The sequence below is a fragment of the Nocardia shimofusensis NBRC 100134 genome (genome assembly GCF_001613125.1).
Taxonomy (GTDB): Bacteria; Actinomycetota; Actinomycetes; order Mycobacteriales; family Mycobacteriaceae; genus Nocardia; species Nocardia shimofusensis.
Genome location: NZ_BDBT01000006.1, coordinates 20133 through 37077, shown reverse-complemented (window position 1 = coordinate 37077; position 16945 = coordinate 20133). Strand labels below are relative to the sequence as shown.

The 16945-nt window shown below is 69.2% G+C and carries 11 protein-coding genes and 1 pseudogene; all 12 read right to left on the bottom strand.

Features of this window, described 5'->3' with window-relative positions; genetic code table 11:
* Positions 1–88: 88 nt before the first annotated feature.
* A pseudogene (locus NS3_RS08475) lies at positions 89–3538 on the bottom strand (non-ribosomal peptide synthetase); the annotation flags it as partial.
* A gap of 295 nt (positions 3539–3833) precedes the next feature.
* Positions 3834–5600: an ABC transporter ATP-binding protein gene (locus NS3_RS08470; RefSeq protein WP_067856354.1), complete on the bottom strand. Its 1767-nt coding sequence runs from the start codon at positions 5598–5600 to the stop codon at positions 3834–3836.
* Entirely contained in the window at positions 5600–8317 is a 2718-nt protein-coding gene (locus NS3_RS08465; RefSeq protein WP_067856351.1) for an ABC transporter ATP-binding protein/permease, read from the bottom strand. Before NS3_RS08465 ends, NS3_RS08470 begins: the two co-directional genes overlap by 1 nt.
* 90 nt (positions 8318–8407) lie before the next feature.
* Positions 8408–9202 carry an ABC transporter permease gene (locus NS3_RS08460; RefSeq protein WP_245649519.1) on the bottom strand — a complete coding sequence of 265 codons (795 nt, stop codon included), beginning with the start codon at positions 9200–9202 and terminating at the stop codon, positions 8408–8410.
* Positions 9199–9936: an ABC transporter ATP-binding protein gene (locus tag NS3_RS08455; protein ID WP_067856345.1), complete on the bottom strand. Its 738-nt coding sequence runs from the start codon at positions 9934–9936 to the stop codon at positions 9199–9201. The genes NS3_RS08460 and NS3_RS08455 overlap by 4 nt, the downstream gene beginning before the upstream one ends.
* A gap of 135 nt (positions 9937–10071) precedes the next feature.
* Entirely contained in the window at positions 10072–10554 is a 483-nt protein-coding gene (locus tag NS3_RS08450; RefSeq protein WP_067856852.1) for an MTB12 C-terminal domain-containing protein, read from the bottom strand.
* Between the two features lie 234 nt (positions 10555–10788).
* Positions 10789–11736, bottom strand: a complete 948-nt coding sequence (tatC, locus tag NS3_RS08445) for a twin-arginine translocase subunit TatC (RefSeq protein WP_067856342.1) — start codon at positions 11734–11736, stop codon at positions 10789–10791.
* A gap of 110 nt (positions 11737–11846) precedes the next feature.
* Positions 11847–12134 carry a Sec-independent protein translocase subunit TatA gene (gene tatA, locus NS3_RS08440; protein ID WP_067856339.1) on the bottom strand — a complete coding sequence of 96 codons (288 nt, stop codon included), beginning with the start codon at positions 12132–12134 and terminating at the stop codon, positions 11847–11849.
* A gap of 100 nt (positions 12135–12234) precedes the next feature.
* A complete protein-coding gene (locus NS3_RS08435) occupies positions 12235–13266 on the bottom strand; it encodes a 2-dehydropantoate 2-reductase (RefSeq protein ID WP_067856337.1) in 1032 nt (343 codons plus the stop codon).
* Between the two features lie 20 nt (positions 13267–13286).
* A complete protein-coding gene (locus NS3_RS08430) occupies positions 13287–14273 on the bottom strand; it encodes a helix-turn-helix transcriptional regulator (protein ID WP_067856334.1) in 987 nt (328 codons plus the stop codon).
* Complete coding sequence (locus tag NS3_RS08425) at positions 14270–15340, bottom strand: helix-turn-helix transcriptional regulator (RefSeq protein WP_157101237.1); 1071 nt, start codon at positions 15338–15340, stop codon at positions 14270–14272. Before NS3_RS08425 ends, NS3_RS08430 begins: the two co-directional genes overlap by 4 nt.
* A gap of 94 nt (positions 15341–15434) precedes the next feature.
* Complete coding sequence (pafA, locus tag NS3_RS08420) at positions 15435–16793, bottom strand: Pup--protein ligase (protein ID WP_174550446.1); 1359 nt, start codon at positions 16791–16793, stop codon at positions 15435–15437.
* Positions 16794–16945 lie beyond the last annotated feature (152 nt).

Genomic DNA, 16945 nt, shown 5'->3' with positions numbered 1-16945 from the left:
CGTAGGACGGCAGCGCCCTGGTGGTGGCGAGTTCGGTGGTGGTGAGTTCGGCTGCGGTGAGTTCGGCTGTGGCGAGTTCGGCTGCGGTGAGTTCGGCGTCGACCTGTGCGTCGGACAACTGCATGACCTCCAGGAAAAGCGCCGCCACCCGCTCGGCGCGTTCGCCGTCGAGTTCGGTCAGGCGCTGCGCGAGACCCGCGAGGGTGCGGCGGCCGAAGATCTCGGCGACCGTCAACCGGGGCACATCCAGCCAGCGGCGGACTTTCGCGACGAACGCGGTGGCCAGCACCGAATCCCCGCCGAGTGCGAGGAAGTCGTCGGTGACGCCGAGCGGTCGGGTGCTCAGCACGGTGCCGAGGATCTCCGCCAGGGCCGACTCGACGGGGGTGCGTGGCGCGACCGCGGCCGACCGGTCCTCGGCGACGACGAGCTGCTGGACCTTCGCGCGGTCGTACTTGCCGTTGGAGGTCAGCGGCAGGTGCTCCGTCACGGTGATCGAGCGCGGAATCATGTGCGATGGAAGGGCTTCGGTGAGCTGTTCGCGCAGCGATTCGCCGGTGGCGCCGGTCGCGGTGACCGCGGCGCGCAGATCCTTGCCGTCGGACCAGGCCACCGCCCCGGTGACCGCGTCCAGACCGAGCAGACCCGCTTCCACCTCACCGAGTTCCACCCGGTAACCACGGATCTTGACCATGTGGTCGGCGCGGCCGAGGAAGTCCAGGAACCCGCCGGGCAGGTAGCGCACCATGTCGCCGGTGCGGTACCAGCGCACGCCCTCGACGGTCACGAACCGGTCCGCGGTGCGCTCCGGATCGCCGCGGTAGCCGTCGGCCACACCCGCGCCGCCGATCCACAGCTCGCCGGGGACGCGGTCGGGCCGGTCCCGGCCGACGGCGTCGACGACCCGGCAGCGCACGCCGTCCAGCGGCACGCCGTAGGGCACGAAGGTCGCGCCCGCGGGCACGTCCGGCGCCTCGCACACCGTGGAATGGATGGCGGTCTCGGTGGTGCCGCCCAGACCGGCGACGCGGCAGCCGGGCAGTTGCGCGCCGACGCGGTGCAGCAGCGAGACGTCGACTTTGTCGCCACCCATGATGATCACCCGCAGCGCGGCCGGCAGCGGGGCGATGTCGAGGATCATGCCGAGGACCGAGGGAACGCAGTTCAGCACCGTCACCTGAGCGTCGCGCAGCAGACGGGTCCAGGTGTCGACCTTGGCGTCCGGGTCGTCGATGGGAACCACCACCGCGCCGCCCACGGCGAGCAGACCGAAGATGTCGAAGACCGACAGGTCGAACTCCAGCGCGGAGACCTGCAGGCTGCGATCGTTCGCGCCCAGTTCGTAACGGCGCACCAGATCGGTGAGAGTCGCCACGGCCGCGCGGTGCGGCACCTGCACGCCCTTGGGCAGACCGGTGGAGCCGGAGGTGAACAGCACGTAGGCCAGTGCGTCGGTGGACACCGCCACCGGCTCGGCGGGCGCGGCGGTGCGCGCGTCCGCCGGCCCGAGCACCGGGACGGCCGAATCCGCCCAGCGCTGCGGGTGATCGGTGAGGATCGCGGCCGGGGTCGCCACCGAGGCGATCCGCTCGCGGCGGGCCCGCGGCTGGGTGGGCGCCATCGGCACATACGCCGCGCCCGCGGTGAGCACGCCGAGGGCGGCCACGATCTGGTCGCCGCCCTTGGCCAGATCGACGATCACGGTGTCACCGGCGCCCACGCCCGCGGCCAGCAGCGCACCGGCCACCCGGCGGGCCTCCTGCGCCAGTTCGGCATGGCTCCAGGTGCGCGCGTCGCTGATGATCGCCGGAGCCTCGGCGCGCTGTTCGGCGGAGGCGAGGAAGTGTCCGTGCAGTGTGCCGTCGAAGAACTCGGTGCCGGGCAGCGGTCGCTCGACCGAAAGCCGCTGGGCGCGGACCTCGTCGGAGACCGGGTCCGGGGCGGGCCGATCCCACTCGTCGGCCATCAGCAGATCGAGCAGCCGAACGTAGTAGGCGAACATCTCACGGGCGGTGTCGAGTTCGAGATCGGAGGCCCGCACGTCCCAGTTGAGCAGCAGACCGCCCGCGAGCTCGGTGACCTGGGCGTCGAGCAGCACCTGCGGGCCCTGGGAGACGATCCACGACGGCTCGCCGAACACCTCGGTGACCGCAGGGGAGAACAGCTCGCCCAGTCCGAGCGCGCTGGTGAACACCACCGGCGACACCACGGGTTCGCCCCGCTGCCTGCTCAGTTCACGCAGTACATCCAGGCCGCCGAAGCTGCCGTGCGCGGCCGCCTCGTGCATGGCCACCCGCATCGCCCTGGCGCGCTCGGCGAGGGTCAGGTTCTCGCGCAGGTCGACATCGATGACGAGCGAGGAGGTGAAGTCACCGACCACCTTCTCGACATCGGGGTGCACCGGGTCGCGGTCGAACAGCGGCACCGTCAGCAGGAAGCGGGGACCGGCGGAGTACGCGCCGACAGCCTCGGCGAAGACCGCGGCCACCGCGGCGGCCGGAGTGACACCACGCTTGTGGGCGTACTCCTCGAGACGCTTGCGGTCGGTGGCGTCGATGGCATGGTGCAGGCGCACGGTCGCAGGGGGCGCCTCGCCGCGCGCGGCGGCCTCACGCACCGGAAGTTCCGGCGGGCCGGGCAGATCCGCGATCCGTTCCCGCCACCAGGCGATATCCGCTTCGTCGGGGGTGCGGCCGGTGCGCTCGGCAGAGAGTGCGGGGAAGTGCACACGCAGCTCGGGCAGATGCTCGCCGCGGTAGATGCGGGCCAGGTCGTCGACCAGCACGCGGTAGCTCATGGCGTCGGCGGCGATCATGTCCACATCGAGGTGGACCCGGCTGCCGCCGCCGGGCAGCAGGCTCAGTTCCACGCGGACGACCGCGCCGTCCTCGATCGGCAGCGCGCGGTGGGTTCCCTGTTCGCGGCGGCGGGCCAGGATGTCGGCGGCCGATTCCGGCGACTGCTCGCGCAGGTCGTGGATCGCGATGGCCTCCGGATGCGGTGCGCCGACCAGCTGGGTGCCGTCGGGCAATACCCGAATCCGCAGCATGGGATGGCGCAGCAGAAGTTTCGTGACCGCGTCGCGGAAGCGCTCCGGCTCCAAGTCGTGGCCGTCGAACTCGATGTAGAGGTGGGCCGCGACGTCGCCGTAGGCGTGGCTGTCGGAGCGCCCGATCCAGTACGCGTGCTGCATCGGGGCCAGCGGGAACGCGGCGCCGAGGTCGCTGGTGAGATCGCCGATCCGCTCGGCGGGCTCCGCGGACCTCGCGCCCCGATCCGAGTCCGCACCATCGGCGGCGTCGCCGAGGAGCAAGGCCGTCCAGGCCCGGATCGTCGGCGCCCCGGACAGCCGGGCGAAATCGATGTCGTGCCCGCGCTTACGCCACTGGCCCGCCAGCCGCATCATCCGCAGCGAATCCAGGCCCTGCGTGATCAGGTCGCCGTCCAGGTCGAGCGACTCCGGCGCGATACCCAGAACTGATCCGACTTCTGCTCGGATATCGATATCCGCCCTCGCCTCGGGACGAGCAACCACCATGAGAACGCCTCTCGCAAGATCAGGTTTTCGAAGTTAGCGTACCCTAAGAAATTAGGTAATGCTAACCGGCCCCCGATATCGGCCCGCCCCTTCGAGGCAGAGCGTCGAGCTGCGGACAACGCCACATCGTCTCCGATTGGTTAGGTTACACTAACCTCACCTTTGCTTGTCCAGTTCGCCACGAGACGCCCGGGATTTCGCGCTTTCCGACACCAGATCTGTTGCGGGCAGACAACTTCGGGCACAACGAGGACGCCCGCCACGAGTGCTCGTGGCGGGCGCCTTCCGTCGAAAGTCAGTTTCCGCCGACCGAAACGGTTTCCGAGGTGATGCGCCATCCGGCGGCATCGTTCTGATGCCGCCAGAACCGCGCGAAGCGTCCGTCCGCGGCCAGCAACTCCGCGACGGTGCCGTCCTCGACCACGCGACCGCCGTCGAGGAACAGCACGCGGTCCGCGCCGGCGATGGTGGACAGCCGATGCGTCACCACGATGCGGGTGCGCTGCCGGGGATCCTCGCCGATGGCCGTCACGACCGCGGCCTCGTTCTCCGCGTCCAGCGCGCTGGTGCCCTCGTCGACGAGCAACACCGACGACGGCTTGAGCAGCGCGCGAGCGATCGAAACCCGCTGGCGCTCACCGCCGGACAACGCCGTTCCCGCTTCCCCGACCACGGTATCCACGCCGTCGGGCAGCCGCCGGGCGAACTCCTCGACGCGCGCCAGGCGCAGCGCCGCGGCCAGTTCGTCCTCGCCTGCCTCGGGATTGCCCGACAGCACGTTCTCCCTGATGGTTCCGGCGAACAGGTACGGCTGTTGGAAGACCATGCTGCTCACCGTCGAGCGATGCGCCGAGTCCAGCTCGCCCAGATCGACGCCGCCGACGACCACGCTGCCCGCATTCGGCTGCTCGAGCCCGGCCACCAGGCCGAGGACCGTGCTCTTGCCCGCGCCGGACGGGCCGACGATGGCGGTGACCTCACCGGCTCGGAATTCCAGGTCCAGACCGTCGAGCACCGGTGGTTCGCTCTCGTCGTCGCCGTAACCGAAACGCACGGAACGCAATTGCACCGTGGCGGCGGCCGGGGTGAGTTCCCCGGCCCGACCCGAGGACTCCGGGCCCGGCGTGTCGATGACGGTGCGGATGTCCTTCAGGGTGGAGCGGCTGGTCTCCATGGCCGGAGCCAGATCGCGAATCGAGGTGAACGGCTCCACGAACCGCACCACGACCACGATCAGGGCGATCGCCTCGGGAATCCCGATCGTGCCGCGCACCGCCAGCCACGCGATGGTCCCGGCCATCGCCAGCAGGGCGATCTGCGCGGCCACGGTGAACAACAGTTGCCCCGGGATGCTCAGCAGCAGCAGACGCAGGGTGGCGCCGTGCTGGGCGGCCAGCGCCGCACCGGCCTGACTGCTCGCCGGTTCCACCCGGCGGGCAGCGCGCAACGCGGCCTGGGTGCGGGCGAATTCGATGATGCGCGCGGTGAGCTCGCCGTTGGCGGCGGCGGCCACCCGGTCGGCCTGCTGACTGATCCGGTTGGCGCCCCACAGCGCGCCCAGCAGCAGCGGCACCGCGATCAGCGCGACCAGGCCGAGCTGCCAGGCGATCGGCACCAGGGCCACCGCGATGGCGATCGGCAGCAGGATGCCCTGGATCAGCGGCGTCAGCAGGTAGCCGACCAGCCCGACGAGGTCGGGACCGGTGCCGGCGATGGCGCGCCGCGCGGTCGCCGAGTTGTCTTCGGTGAACCAGCGCAACGGGATGCGCGCCACCTGAGCGGCCACCGAACGCTGCGCGTTGTCCAGGATGCCGAAGCCGAGATCGAAGCCGATCCGGTAGCCGATCGAGTCGACCACCCAGCCGATCGCCACCGCCAGGGTCAGCAGGCCGACCCAGCGCCAAGCGGCGCCGGGATCATCGCCGAAAAGCTCTGTCACCAGCGGAACCACCAGCACGACGGCGACGGCCCGCACGATCGTCGAGAGGACCTCGATCGCGAGATAGCCCGCGACACGGCCACGCTGCGCGGGAGGCAGCAGGCTCAGCACAGTCCGGAACATCAGACGTTCTCCTTCGAATGCACACCGATACCGCCGCCGACGCCCGCACCGGCTGTCTCCACGCTCGCCGCGCTGTCCACGCTCGCCTCCCACAGCTGCCGGTAGCGGCCTCGCTCGGCGATCAGGTCGTCGTGCGTGCCCGTCTGGGTGACCCGGCCGCCCTCGAGCACGACGATGCGGTCGGCGCCGGCGATGGTGCGCAGCCGGTGCGCGATCACCAGCACGGTGCGTCCGGCGGTCAGGCGGTTGATCGCCTGCTGCACCAGGAATTCCGACTCCGGGTCGGCGAAGGCGGTGGCCTCGTCCAGGATCAGCACCGGCGTGTCGGCGAGCAGCGCCCGCGCGATGGTGAGTCGTTGCCGCTCACCGCCGGAGAGCGTGACATTCGCGCCGAGCACGGTGTCGTAGCCCTGGGGCAGCGCCAGGATGCGTTCGTGCAGCCGGGCGTCCTTCGCCGCCTGAACGACGGCCTCCTCGGAGGCGTCCGGGACGGCCAGGGCGATGTTCTCCCGCACGGTACCGTGCACCAGCTGGGCGTCCTGGAAGACGAACCCGATCCTGGCGTACAGCTCGTCGGGGGTGAAGGTCGTGATGTCGCGCCCGCCGATCCGGATCGCACCGGCGTGCGGATCGTGGAAGCGCGCCAGCAGCGCGGCCAGCGTCGACTTGCCCGCGCCGGAAGGGCCGACCAGGGCGGTCACCGTGCCGGGAGCCAAGGTCAGCGAGACGTCCTGGACCACCGGCGCCTCGGCGCGGTATCCGAAGGTGACGCCGTCGAATTCGACATGGCCGTCGGCCTCCTCGAACCGCGTGCCGCCGGTGCGGACGTCGAGTTCGTTCTCGTCCAGCGCGGCCTGGATGTTCTGCGCGGCCACGCGGCCCTCACGCAGGCCCATCAGGCCGTAGCCGATGCCGAGCAGCCGTGATCCGAAGGTGGTGCCCAGGAACAGGAACGGCAGCAGATCCACCGGATCGAGACCGCCGCCCGCCACCAGCGCGGTGCCCGCGAGCAGGATCAGCCACAGGAAGGTGACCGGCCGGGTGATCAGGTCCATCGTCGCCTTCTTGCCGACGAAGGGCCGCTGCCAGCCGTCGAGGAAGGCGATGTAGTCGTCGAGGCTGCGCCGGAACGGCGAGGCGGCCGAACCGCCGAACACCCGGATCACCGGCTGGCCGTCCATGTAGGAGGTGGCCTCGCCGTTCATCCGCTCGGCCCACCGCTGCGACTGCATCGTCTTGGGACCGGAGGTGGCCATCATCGTCATCATCGTGATGATGTAGGCGAGAATCGGCACCAGCAGCAGCAGACCCAGTCGCCAGTCCACCCAGATCAGGTAGACCAGCACGGCGATGGGCGCGACGACGGCGGCCACCGCGTCGGTCACCGCGTGCGTCACCAGGTAGTGCAGCGACAGCGTGTCACCGGTGACCAGCTTGTCGATCTGGCCCGAGGTGCGCGCGGTGAACCAGCCCAGCGGCAGGCGAGCCAGTTTGCTCAGCAGGCGACCGCGCAGGTCACGACTGAACCGGGCGTCGACGGTGTGCAGCCACAGTTGCAACGCCGCCTCGAGCACCGCGCTCAGCGCGAGCAGACCCACGGCCCACAGGCCCAGCGCCCACAACGTGGAGTTCTCGCTGCCCTTCAGCAGATGCCGGGCCAGCTCCACGAGCAGCACGTACGGCGCCAGCTGGAGCAGGGTCAGCAGTACCTGGAGTACGCCCGCGACCACGAATTTCGGCTTCAGCTCGGCGAAGAGCTTGCTGCCCGCCTGCGAACGCCAGTTGCCCCTGGTGGGCGCGACGGTCGCCGCGGCGGGCCGCGCGACGGGAGTCGCGGGCGGCTCGACGACCTTCTCGGTCGCCGCCGTCACTTCGGGCACGTCGGTGGTGGCCGTGGTCCCTGCGGCCTCGGTGGTGTCGGCCCCTGCGGCTTCGGTGGTGTCGGTCCCTGCGTCCTCGAGCTCGGAGCCGTCGCGCTCCTTGCCCATGGCACGGCCGATCGCCCAGTACGCCTGCTGGTAGAACTCCGACTTGGGGAAGCCGAATTCGTCCTTGACCCTGGTCCGGATGTGTTTGAGCGCCTTGGATTCCGGTCCGGCCCAGCAGTACCAGTTCGACCAGTCGCGGGCCTCGAGCGCGGCGGCCATCGCCTGCTCGGAGGTCCGTGGCACCCAGTGCACGCGCGCGAGCGGATGTTCGGCCAGCGGGATGAGCTGGTCGTCGCCGTGGTGCTGTTCGAGGTACACCTCGACCGACACGTGCTGCGGGAGCGCGCGCAGGATGGAGTTGATCGCCGGGATCGAGGCGGAATCGCCGATCAGCAGATAGCCCGCGGGCAGGTCCTCGGGGATCGCGAAACCCCGCGAGCCGAACGAGGCCACCTCGATCTCTTCGCCCGCCTGCGCCCGTTGCGCCCAGGCCGAGGCCGGACCCGCCGGTTCGTGCAGCACGAAGTCCACGGCGAAATCGCCGGTCTCGGAGTCCACTTCGGCGATGGTGTAGCCGCGCTGGAACTCCTTGTCCGAGCCGTCCGCGGCCGGGAACCAGATCCGCAGCCAGGCCGTGGGTTCGATGTCGATCTCGGCGAACAGCGTCGGCGCGGTCAGCCAGACCCGGCGCATCCGGGGCGTCGTCTGTTCGGAACCGACGACCGTGGCGGTGTGATACTGGATGCCGTAGGCACGAAGCATCGCGCCGGTGAATCCTCTGCGAGCCATTCAGCCATGTCCTCTCGCGTGCGACTTTGGTTAGCCTACACAAACTTCGAGCGCCGCGACCGTCGTGCCGCCGAATCGGTACGGCACGGGTCAGTTGTCGTTCTTCAGATCGGTCAGCGACAGGCGAACCACGCCCGCCACGAACAGCGCCAGGCACAGCGCGCCGAAATACAGCAGCGAGCCGTTCTCTCCGCCGAACAAGCTCTTGAACGTCGCCAGCTGGCCGACGCCGAGTTCGCCGTTCTTGAACGGCATCAGGCGTTGCACCAGCATGCCCACGTCGCCGGGGATGAAGTTGACGAACACTTCCACGCCGAACTTCCACAGCAGCACGATCATCACCACGAAGCCCGGTTTCGGCACCAGCGCGGCCAGGCCGAGGCCCAGGGCGCAGACCAGCACGGTCAGCAGCGGGATGCCGAACCACAGCCGCAGTCCCTCGGAGGAGAACACGTCCACGCGGCCCCAGACATCGGGCAGCAGACGCGGGAAGCCCCACAGGATCACGAAAGTCGTCACCCAAGCGGTGAGTGCCGCGATCGCACCGAACACGATCAGCTTGGCGACGGGCAGCAGCCAGCGGCGCGTCTGGATGCCGAAGACGATCTGGATCGTGTTGTCCTTGAACTCCGAGCACAGCGAGGAGACCCCACCCGCCATCAGGATGAAGGTGGAGAACACGATGATCCAGTAGGCGGCGTTGTCGGTGTCCATGCCGCCCGCGCCGTCGAACTTGTTCGTCTGCACCGCCATCGCGATCCCGTAGTTCAGCAGGATCGGGATCAGCACGGCCGCGGGCACGATCGTGTACCACAAGGAATTGCGCCAGGACAGTTTCGCGCATTCGCTGCGCACCGACCTGATCAGGTAGGTCGCGGTGCTCACCGCACTCCCCCTTTCGCGGCGTATTCGACGCTGTTTCCGGTGATCTCGAGATAGGCCGACTCGAGCAGGCGCGGCCCGCTGCCGCGCGCGACGGTGTCGTCACGACTGGCGTCGGAGAGGACCTCGCCCTTGCCCATCACGGTGATCCAGGTGGCGGTGATCTCCACTTCGGTGAGGTCGTGGGAGGCCACCATCACGCATGTGCCCTCGGCGGCGAGACCGGTGAGCAGTTCGCGCAACCACAGCGTGCCCTCGACATCGAGGCCGTTGGCCGGCTCGTCGAGAACGACGGTGCGCGGATCGCCCAGCAATGCCGAGGCGATGCCGAGGCGCTGCAACATGCCATAGGAGAACTTGCCGACCGGGCGCTCGGCCACGCTCGCCAGTCCGACGCGCTCGAGCGCCGGGGCGACCGCGCTGACGGAGATCCCGCCGAGGCGAGCCTGCCAGCGCAGATGTTGCCCGGCGGTGTGTTTCGGGTTGCGGGAGAACGCACCGAGGCTGAAACCGACCTCGCCCATGGTGTTCTCCAGTTTCCGCAACGGCCTGCCGTTGATGGTGATCGTCCCGGAGTCCGGGGTGATCAGACCGGCGATCATGCGCATGAGGGTGGTCTTGCCCGCACCGTTGGGTCCGAGCAGATAAGTGATCGCCCCGTCCTCGGCCGTGAAATCGACCGCCCGCACCGCGGCTTTGTCACCGAAGCTCTTGGAAACGCCCTTGACGCTGATCATCGCTCAGTCCGTACCTCTCCGTACCTCTCTGTACCTCTCCGTCCCTCGGCGGCGCGCCGCAGCACTGCGGCCCCTTCGCAGCACTGGAGCGACCCCCGGAACACCGGGGATCGCTCCAGTCGGGACATCCGATCGTCAGTAACCGAAGCTCGGGTTACCGGCGCACTGCATCTCCTGGCAGATCGACTTCCAGTCGAACTTCCACAGGCCGCCTTCGCGGATCCAGTGGTAGACGGTGGTGGTGGCCGGGAAGCCCGCCATCAGACCCTGCACCGCGACGGACATCTGGCTACCGGAGATGTTCACCGGACCGAGCGCGCGGCCCTGGATGGAGAAGAAGTCCATGGTCCGGCTGTTCTGCATGACCTGCTCGAGCGCGGCACGGGCGCCAGGGCCGTTGTAGCTGACCTCGATCTTGGGGTCGATGCCGATGTTCGGGTTCCAGAAGGCCGCGAACTGGCGCTCGATCTGGTCGAGGCCGGGGGTATCGGAGCTGACGTAGAGGTCGTTCGCCGTGGAGTTACGGATCGAGACATCGGCCGAAGCGGGCGAGGCCAGACCCAACGCGAGCAGTGCGGCGAAAGCGCCGGCGATGACAACCTTGAGGATTTTGGACATGACACCCTTCTCGACTCGACCCGGGGGAGGTCCGGCCTGGCCGGACTCGCGCGAGACGTCCACGCCTCCCCGCCGTTGCGCGCCTCGGACTTTCGAGGACCGCGCGGCGTGAGAACCATAAACCGCGATAGTTAGGTGAGTCAAACCTAACTATCTATCGGGTCGACATCGCTGTGCCGGTCGGCGAGGCCATCCGCGCCGCGGCGTGGTGGCCGGTCCCGCAACCGCCGGGGATCAGAGGGTGTCGGAGAAGTCCGCCGCCGAACGCGACGAGTGCGGCGCCAGATCCGGATGCGGCGCCGCCGGATCTACCGGCTGGGGCATCGCGATCTCGGAGGCTTCGTCGTCGCGCAGCGCCGCGGCCGCTTCCCGCTTGGCACGGCGGGCGTCGGTGATCCGGGCGATCTGCACCGCTAACTCGAACAACACGGTCAGCGCGCACGCCAGCGCGAGCATCGAGAACGGATCCTGCGGGGTCACCACCGCGGCGAAGACGAACAGGCCGAAGATGATCCCGCGCCGCCACGCCTTGAGCTTGACGTAGGGCAGCACCCCGACGGCGTTCAAGCCGACGACCAGCAGCGGCGTCTCGAAGCTGACGCCGAAGATGATCAGCAGCTGGATGATGAACGAGAAGTACTGGGAACCGCTCAGCGCGGTGATCTGGGCGTTGTCACCGATCGAGAGCAGGAAGCTCAACGCGTGCGCCACCACGACGTAGGCCAGCACCGCGCCGGTCACGAACAGCACGCTGCCCGCGCTGACGAAACCGACGGCGTACCGGCGTTCCTTCGCGTAGAGACCGGGGGTGATGAACGCCCACAGTTGGTACAGCCAGATGGGCGCCGCCAGAACCACGCCCGCGGTGAAGCCGACTTTCATCCGGAGCATGAACTGCTCGAACGGAGCGGTCGCCAGCAGTCGGCAGGAACCGTCGAGCGTCAGCGACGCCCGGGTGTCGGCGGGCAGCGAGCAGTACGGCCCGGTGAGCATGTCACCGAGACTGGGCAGCATCCAGAAGGAATGCGCGTACCAGAAGAACCCGAGCACCGAGGTCAGCAGGACAGCCGCGATGGACTTGAGCAGCCTGCTGCGCAACTCCTGCAGGTGTTCGACCAACGACATGGTGCCGTCGGGATTCGTCCTGCGCTTGCTGCGCCGAGGATCGAACGGGATTCGCATCGTCGTGATTTGTCCCTGTGCTCGCGGGCCGCGGAGGCGGACGCCTGTCTCTACCACCGAACAGCACTGATCGGGGCGAGCGTGGGCTCACCCCGAGGGAAGCGATCGGCTCAGGCCGACTTCTGCTCGTGCTGAGTGGCCTGCGGTGCGGCGGCCTGCTGCGGAGCGGCTGCGGGCTGCGCGGCCTGACCGGCGGGCAACTGCTGCGCGGGCTGCTGCACAGGCGCGGCGCCGGACTGCTGCGGCGTCTCGTTCTGCATCTGGCTGACCTCGCTCTTGAAGATGCGCAACGAACGCCCGAGGCCACGCGCCGCGTCGGGCAGTCGCTTCGCACCGAAGAGCACCACGAACAACAACGCGATGATCAGCAGGTGCGACCAGCTGAACGTGCCTGACATGTGTACCTCCCGAGAAAGTGGTGTCTTCGATGCTACCGGACCTGCCCGGCACCGCATCGGCGCTCCGGGTGTAGCTGGGAGTAGTCACCGACCTGTCGCCCTACGGCAACCGCGCGGTCCCCTTGCCGCCGCGGTCGGCCGCCGCGCGGAGTTCGGCGAGCAACTCCCCGCCGGTCCATTGCCGGGCCTCGCCCTGTTCGGCCTCGTTGATCAGCTGGATGAGCCGCTGGTTCACCGGCGTCGGCACCCCGGTCATCGCCCCGAGATCCACCACTTCCCCGCACAGCCAGGTGATCTCGGTGCGCCGCCCGGCGGCCAGATCGTCGGCCATCGACGATCGCGCCAGCGGATCGATCGCCAGCACCCGGGCCGCCAGCAGACGGAACAGCCAGGTCGGCACCCTGAGCACCGAGGCCATCAGTGTCGGCGGCAGCGCGGTGAGCCGGGCCGGGTGGATACGCGCTCGGCGCATGACCGCGAGCGCCTCCTTCTGCGCCAGCGCCACACAGCGGCGATAGTCGCGATCGGAGAGTTCCTCGCGCAGCGGCAGGCCCGACAGCGCGTTGACCGGGTTGTTCAGGTTCAGCAGCAGCTTGGCCCACTGCACCGGGCGCAGATCGTCGTGGCGCTGCAACGGCAGGCCCGCGCGGTCGAACAGGCCGAGGTAGTCCCCCAGCACCGGATCGTCCTGCACCGCGAGCCCGCCCTCGGTACCGCGATGGTAGTGACCGGGCGCGCGGCGGATCACATTGAACATCACCATGCCGGGCAGCACGACGCACGAGGACAGGATCTCGCGCGCGACGGTGTCGTTGCCGATTCCGTTCTGCAGGCTCAGCACCACCGTGCCGGGCCGGATCCGGCCCGCCAGCGCGCGGGCGGCGTCGGCGGTGGCCCCGGATTTCACCGTGACGAGTACCAGATCGGCTCGATCGGCGTCGTCGGGTTCGGTCGCCACGCGGAACCGCTGCGGGGCGATCCTGTGCGACGCGCCGTCGAGATCGGTCAGGTGCAGGCCTTCGGCCGTGATCTCGTCGAGCAGCCGTCGCCTGCCGACGAAAGTCACCTCCGCGCCGGCGTCGGCCAGCAGCCCGCCGACATACATGCCGATACTGCCCGCGCCGAACACCATCACCCGAGGCGGCGCCCCGCTCACAGCGCGCCCACTTCATCCAGGCCCGCATCCCGGTAGGCCGACAGCGCGGCCTCGGAACGCTCGCGCACCGCGGCGACCAGTTCCACCGGCCCGAGCGCACGCACGCCCGCGCCGAAGCCGAGCAGCAGCCGCGCCATCCAGTCCAGGGTCGCGAAGCGCATGGTGGCTTCCATCGAGCCATCGGGGCGGGTGGCGACCCGGTGCATGGGGTATTGATCGAGCACCCAGCCGTAGTCCGGCCGGATCAGCAGACGGGCCAGCGGCACCGCGGGATCGTCCTGGAACAGGTCGAGTGCCGCCTCGGTGGATACGTCACGTGGCGGCTCGGCCCGCTCGTCCAGTTCGGTGGCGGCCTCCATCCGATCGAAGCGGAACAATCGCACCGCCTCGGCTTCCCGGCACCAGGCCTGCAGGTAGCTGTTGTCGTCGACGAGCAGGATGCGGATCGGATCGACCACCCGCTCGGAGACCTCGTCGCGACTGGCCGAGTAGTAGACCAGGCGCAGCGCGTGCCCATCGGCCAGCGCCGAGCGGACGGAGGTCACCGCGGGCGCCTCCGCCGGGGCGAACGAGGCGGGCTGCGCCCCCTCGGAGTCGGTCGCGCCGTCGGCGATGGCGGATTCGATCTTGGCGATCGCGGCGTGCGCGGCCGTGGGATCGACCATGCCCGGCATCTCCACGATCGAACGCAGCGCCACCAGCAGGGCGGTGGCCTCGGTCGAGGTCAGCCGCAGGGGGCGGTCGATGCCCGCGGAGAAGGTGACCTCGATGCTCTCCTCGGAGAACGACAGGTCGATCAGGTCGCCGGGACCGTAACCGGGCAACCCGCACATCCACAGCTGATTCAGATCGCTCATCAGCTGTTTGATGCTCACGCCCAGGTCGGCGGCCGCCTCGGCGGCGCTGATACCCGGATTGGCGATCAGGTACGGGATCATGTTGAGCAGCCGCGACAGCCGCACCGAAAGCCTGCTCGTACTCATGCCGAAGCCTCCGGGCTCTCCGAGACGGTGACCTTCGCACCCGTGACCTTCGCACCCGTGACCTTCGAACCCGCGGCCTTCGAGACGGCGAGTTCGGAGACCGCGCGCAGCCGCGCCATCACATCGGTGCGCAGTTCCGGCGGTTCGAGCACCAACGCGTCCGGCCCGAGGCCGGTGACCAGCCGCGCGATCCAGTCCCACGAGCGAACCGGCACCTCGAGCACCATCCCGGACCGACCGGCGAGCACCTTCGGCTCCCGCACCGAGGCCAGCCTGCGCAGGTCACGACCGCGACCGTCGGCCACCCAGATGACCGCGGTCCCGGTGACCGGGCTGCTCCTGGTGACCCGGGCGACGATATCGCGCAGATCCACGCCCTCGGGTTTGCGCACCACATTGCGCGGCCCGTAGGCGGTCACATCGGCGGTGATCCGGGAGAGCCGGAAGCTGCGCACCGCGTCGCGGTCCCGATCGTGCCCGACCAGATACCACCGGCCTCGATGGGTCACCACGCCCCACGGCTCGACATCACGCATCCGGTACGGTTCGCCGACCGAGCCCCGATGCTCGAAACGCACGGCCTGACCGGCGTCCACCGCGGCCAGCAGCTTGCCGAGCACCGGCTCCGACCCACGGGTGCGGGCGGGCACCGCGGGCACCGTCGCCACCGGCGCCTCGGTCTCGACGTGGATGCCCGCCGCGCGCAGCTTCAGCAACGCGCCCTCGGCCGCGGCGGCCAGCTCCGGCGACTCCCACAACTGCACGGCGACCGCCACGGCGGCGGCCTGCTCGTCGGTGAGATCGATGTCGGGCAGGGCGTAGGCGTCGGGGTTGATCCGGTAGCCCTCCAGCGCCGAGAACCGCCCGACCGGCCCCACCTCGAGGGGAATGCCCAGGTCGCGTAGCTCGTTCTTGTCGCGCTCGAACATCCGGCTGAACGCTTCGTCGCTGACCGAGTCCTCGTAACCCGCGACGCTTTCCCTGATCCGCTCCGCGCTCAGGAACTGACGGGTCGACAACAGCGCGATGACCAGATTCATCAGCCGCTCGACCTTGGATATCGCCACCCGATAGAGGGTAATCCGCCCGCGCGCGCAGGTGCGCGGCGGCGCGCGAAACCCGCCTCACGCGCTGGTGAGGCGGGCTCGGGCCGGACACGGGTTACATGGAGGCAATCAGCCGTTCCACCCGCTCGTCGACCGACCGGAACGGGTCCTTGCACAGCACGGTGCGCTGGGCCTGGTCGTTGAGCTTGAGGTGGACCCAGTCCACGGTGAAGTCGCGGCCGGCCTCCTGGGCGGCGGTGATGAAATCACCGCGCAGCTTGGCGCGCGTGGTCTGCGGCGGGGTGTCCACCGCGGCGTCGACGGCCTCGTCCTCGGTGATCCGCTTGGCCAGCCCCTTGCGCTGCAGCAGGTCGAACACGCCGCGGCCGCGCTTGATGTCGTGGTAGGCCAGATCCAGCTGAGCGATCTTGGGATCGGAGAGCTCCATGCTGTAGCGATCCTGATAGCGCTGGAACAACTTGCGCTTGATCACCCAGTCGATCTCGGTGTCGACCTTGGCGAAGTCCTGCGCTTCCACCGCGTCGAGCGTACGGCCCCACAGGTCGACGACCTGGTCGATCTGCGGGTCGCGGTCCCGGTTGCGCAGATGCTCGACCGCGCGGGAGTAGTACTCGCGCTGGATGTCGAGCGCACTGGCCTGCCGCCCGCCCGCGAGCCGCACCGGCCTGCGACCGGTGAGGTCGTGGCTGACCTCGCGAATGGCGCGGATCGGGTTGTCCAGCGCGAAGTCGCGGAAGGAGACCCCCGCTTCGATCATCTCCAGCACCAGCGCCGCGGTGCCCACCTTGAGCATCGTGGTGGTCTCGGACATGTTCGAATCGCCGACGATGACGTGCAGGCGCCGGTACTTCTCGGCGTCGGCGTGCGGCTCGTCCCGGGTGTTGATGATCGGGCGCGAGCGGGTGGTCGCCGAGGAGACGCCCTCCCAGATGTGCTCGGCCCGCTGCGACAGGCAGAAGGTGGCGGCCTTGGGCGTCTGCAGCACCTTGCCCGCCCCGCAGATCAGCTGGCGGGTGACCAGGAACGGCAGCAGCACGTCGGAGATCCGGGAGAACTCTCCCGCCCGCACCACCAGGAAGTTCTCGTGGCAACCGTAGGAATTGCCCGCCGAATCGGTGTTGTTCTTGAACAGATAGATGTCACCGCCGATGCCCTCTTCGGCGAGCCGTTGCTCGGCGTCGATGAGCAGATCTTCGAGCACCCGCTCACCCGCGCGGTCGTGGGTGACCAGTTGATGCAAGCTGTCGCACTCGGCCGTGGCGTACTCGGGATGCGAGCCGACGTCGAGATAGAGGCGAGCACCGTTGCGAAGGAACACGTTCGAGCTACGGCCCCAGGACACCACCCGGCGGAAGAGGTACCGGGCAACTTCGTCGGGGGACAGCCGACGGTGACCGTGAAAGGTGCATGTCACACCGAACTCGGTCTCGATCCCCATAATTCGTCGCTGCACTCTTCGAGGTTACAGCCAAGTGGGGTTGTCGCGGGGCGGTGCGGACAACAGCGGGGCACACGGCTTCACAACGATTCGGGGCGGATCGACCGTTTCCGACCGGGAAACTCCGGCCGCAAAAACAGAACGGGTCCGTGCTCGAACCAGTGGTT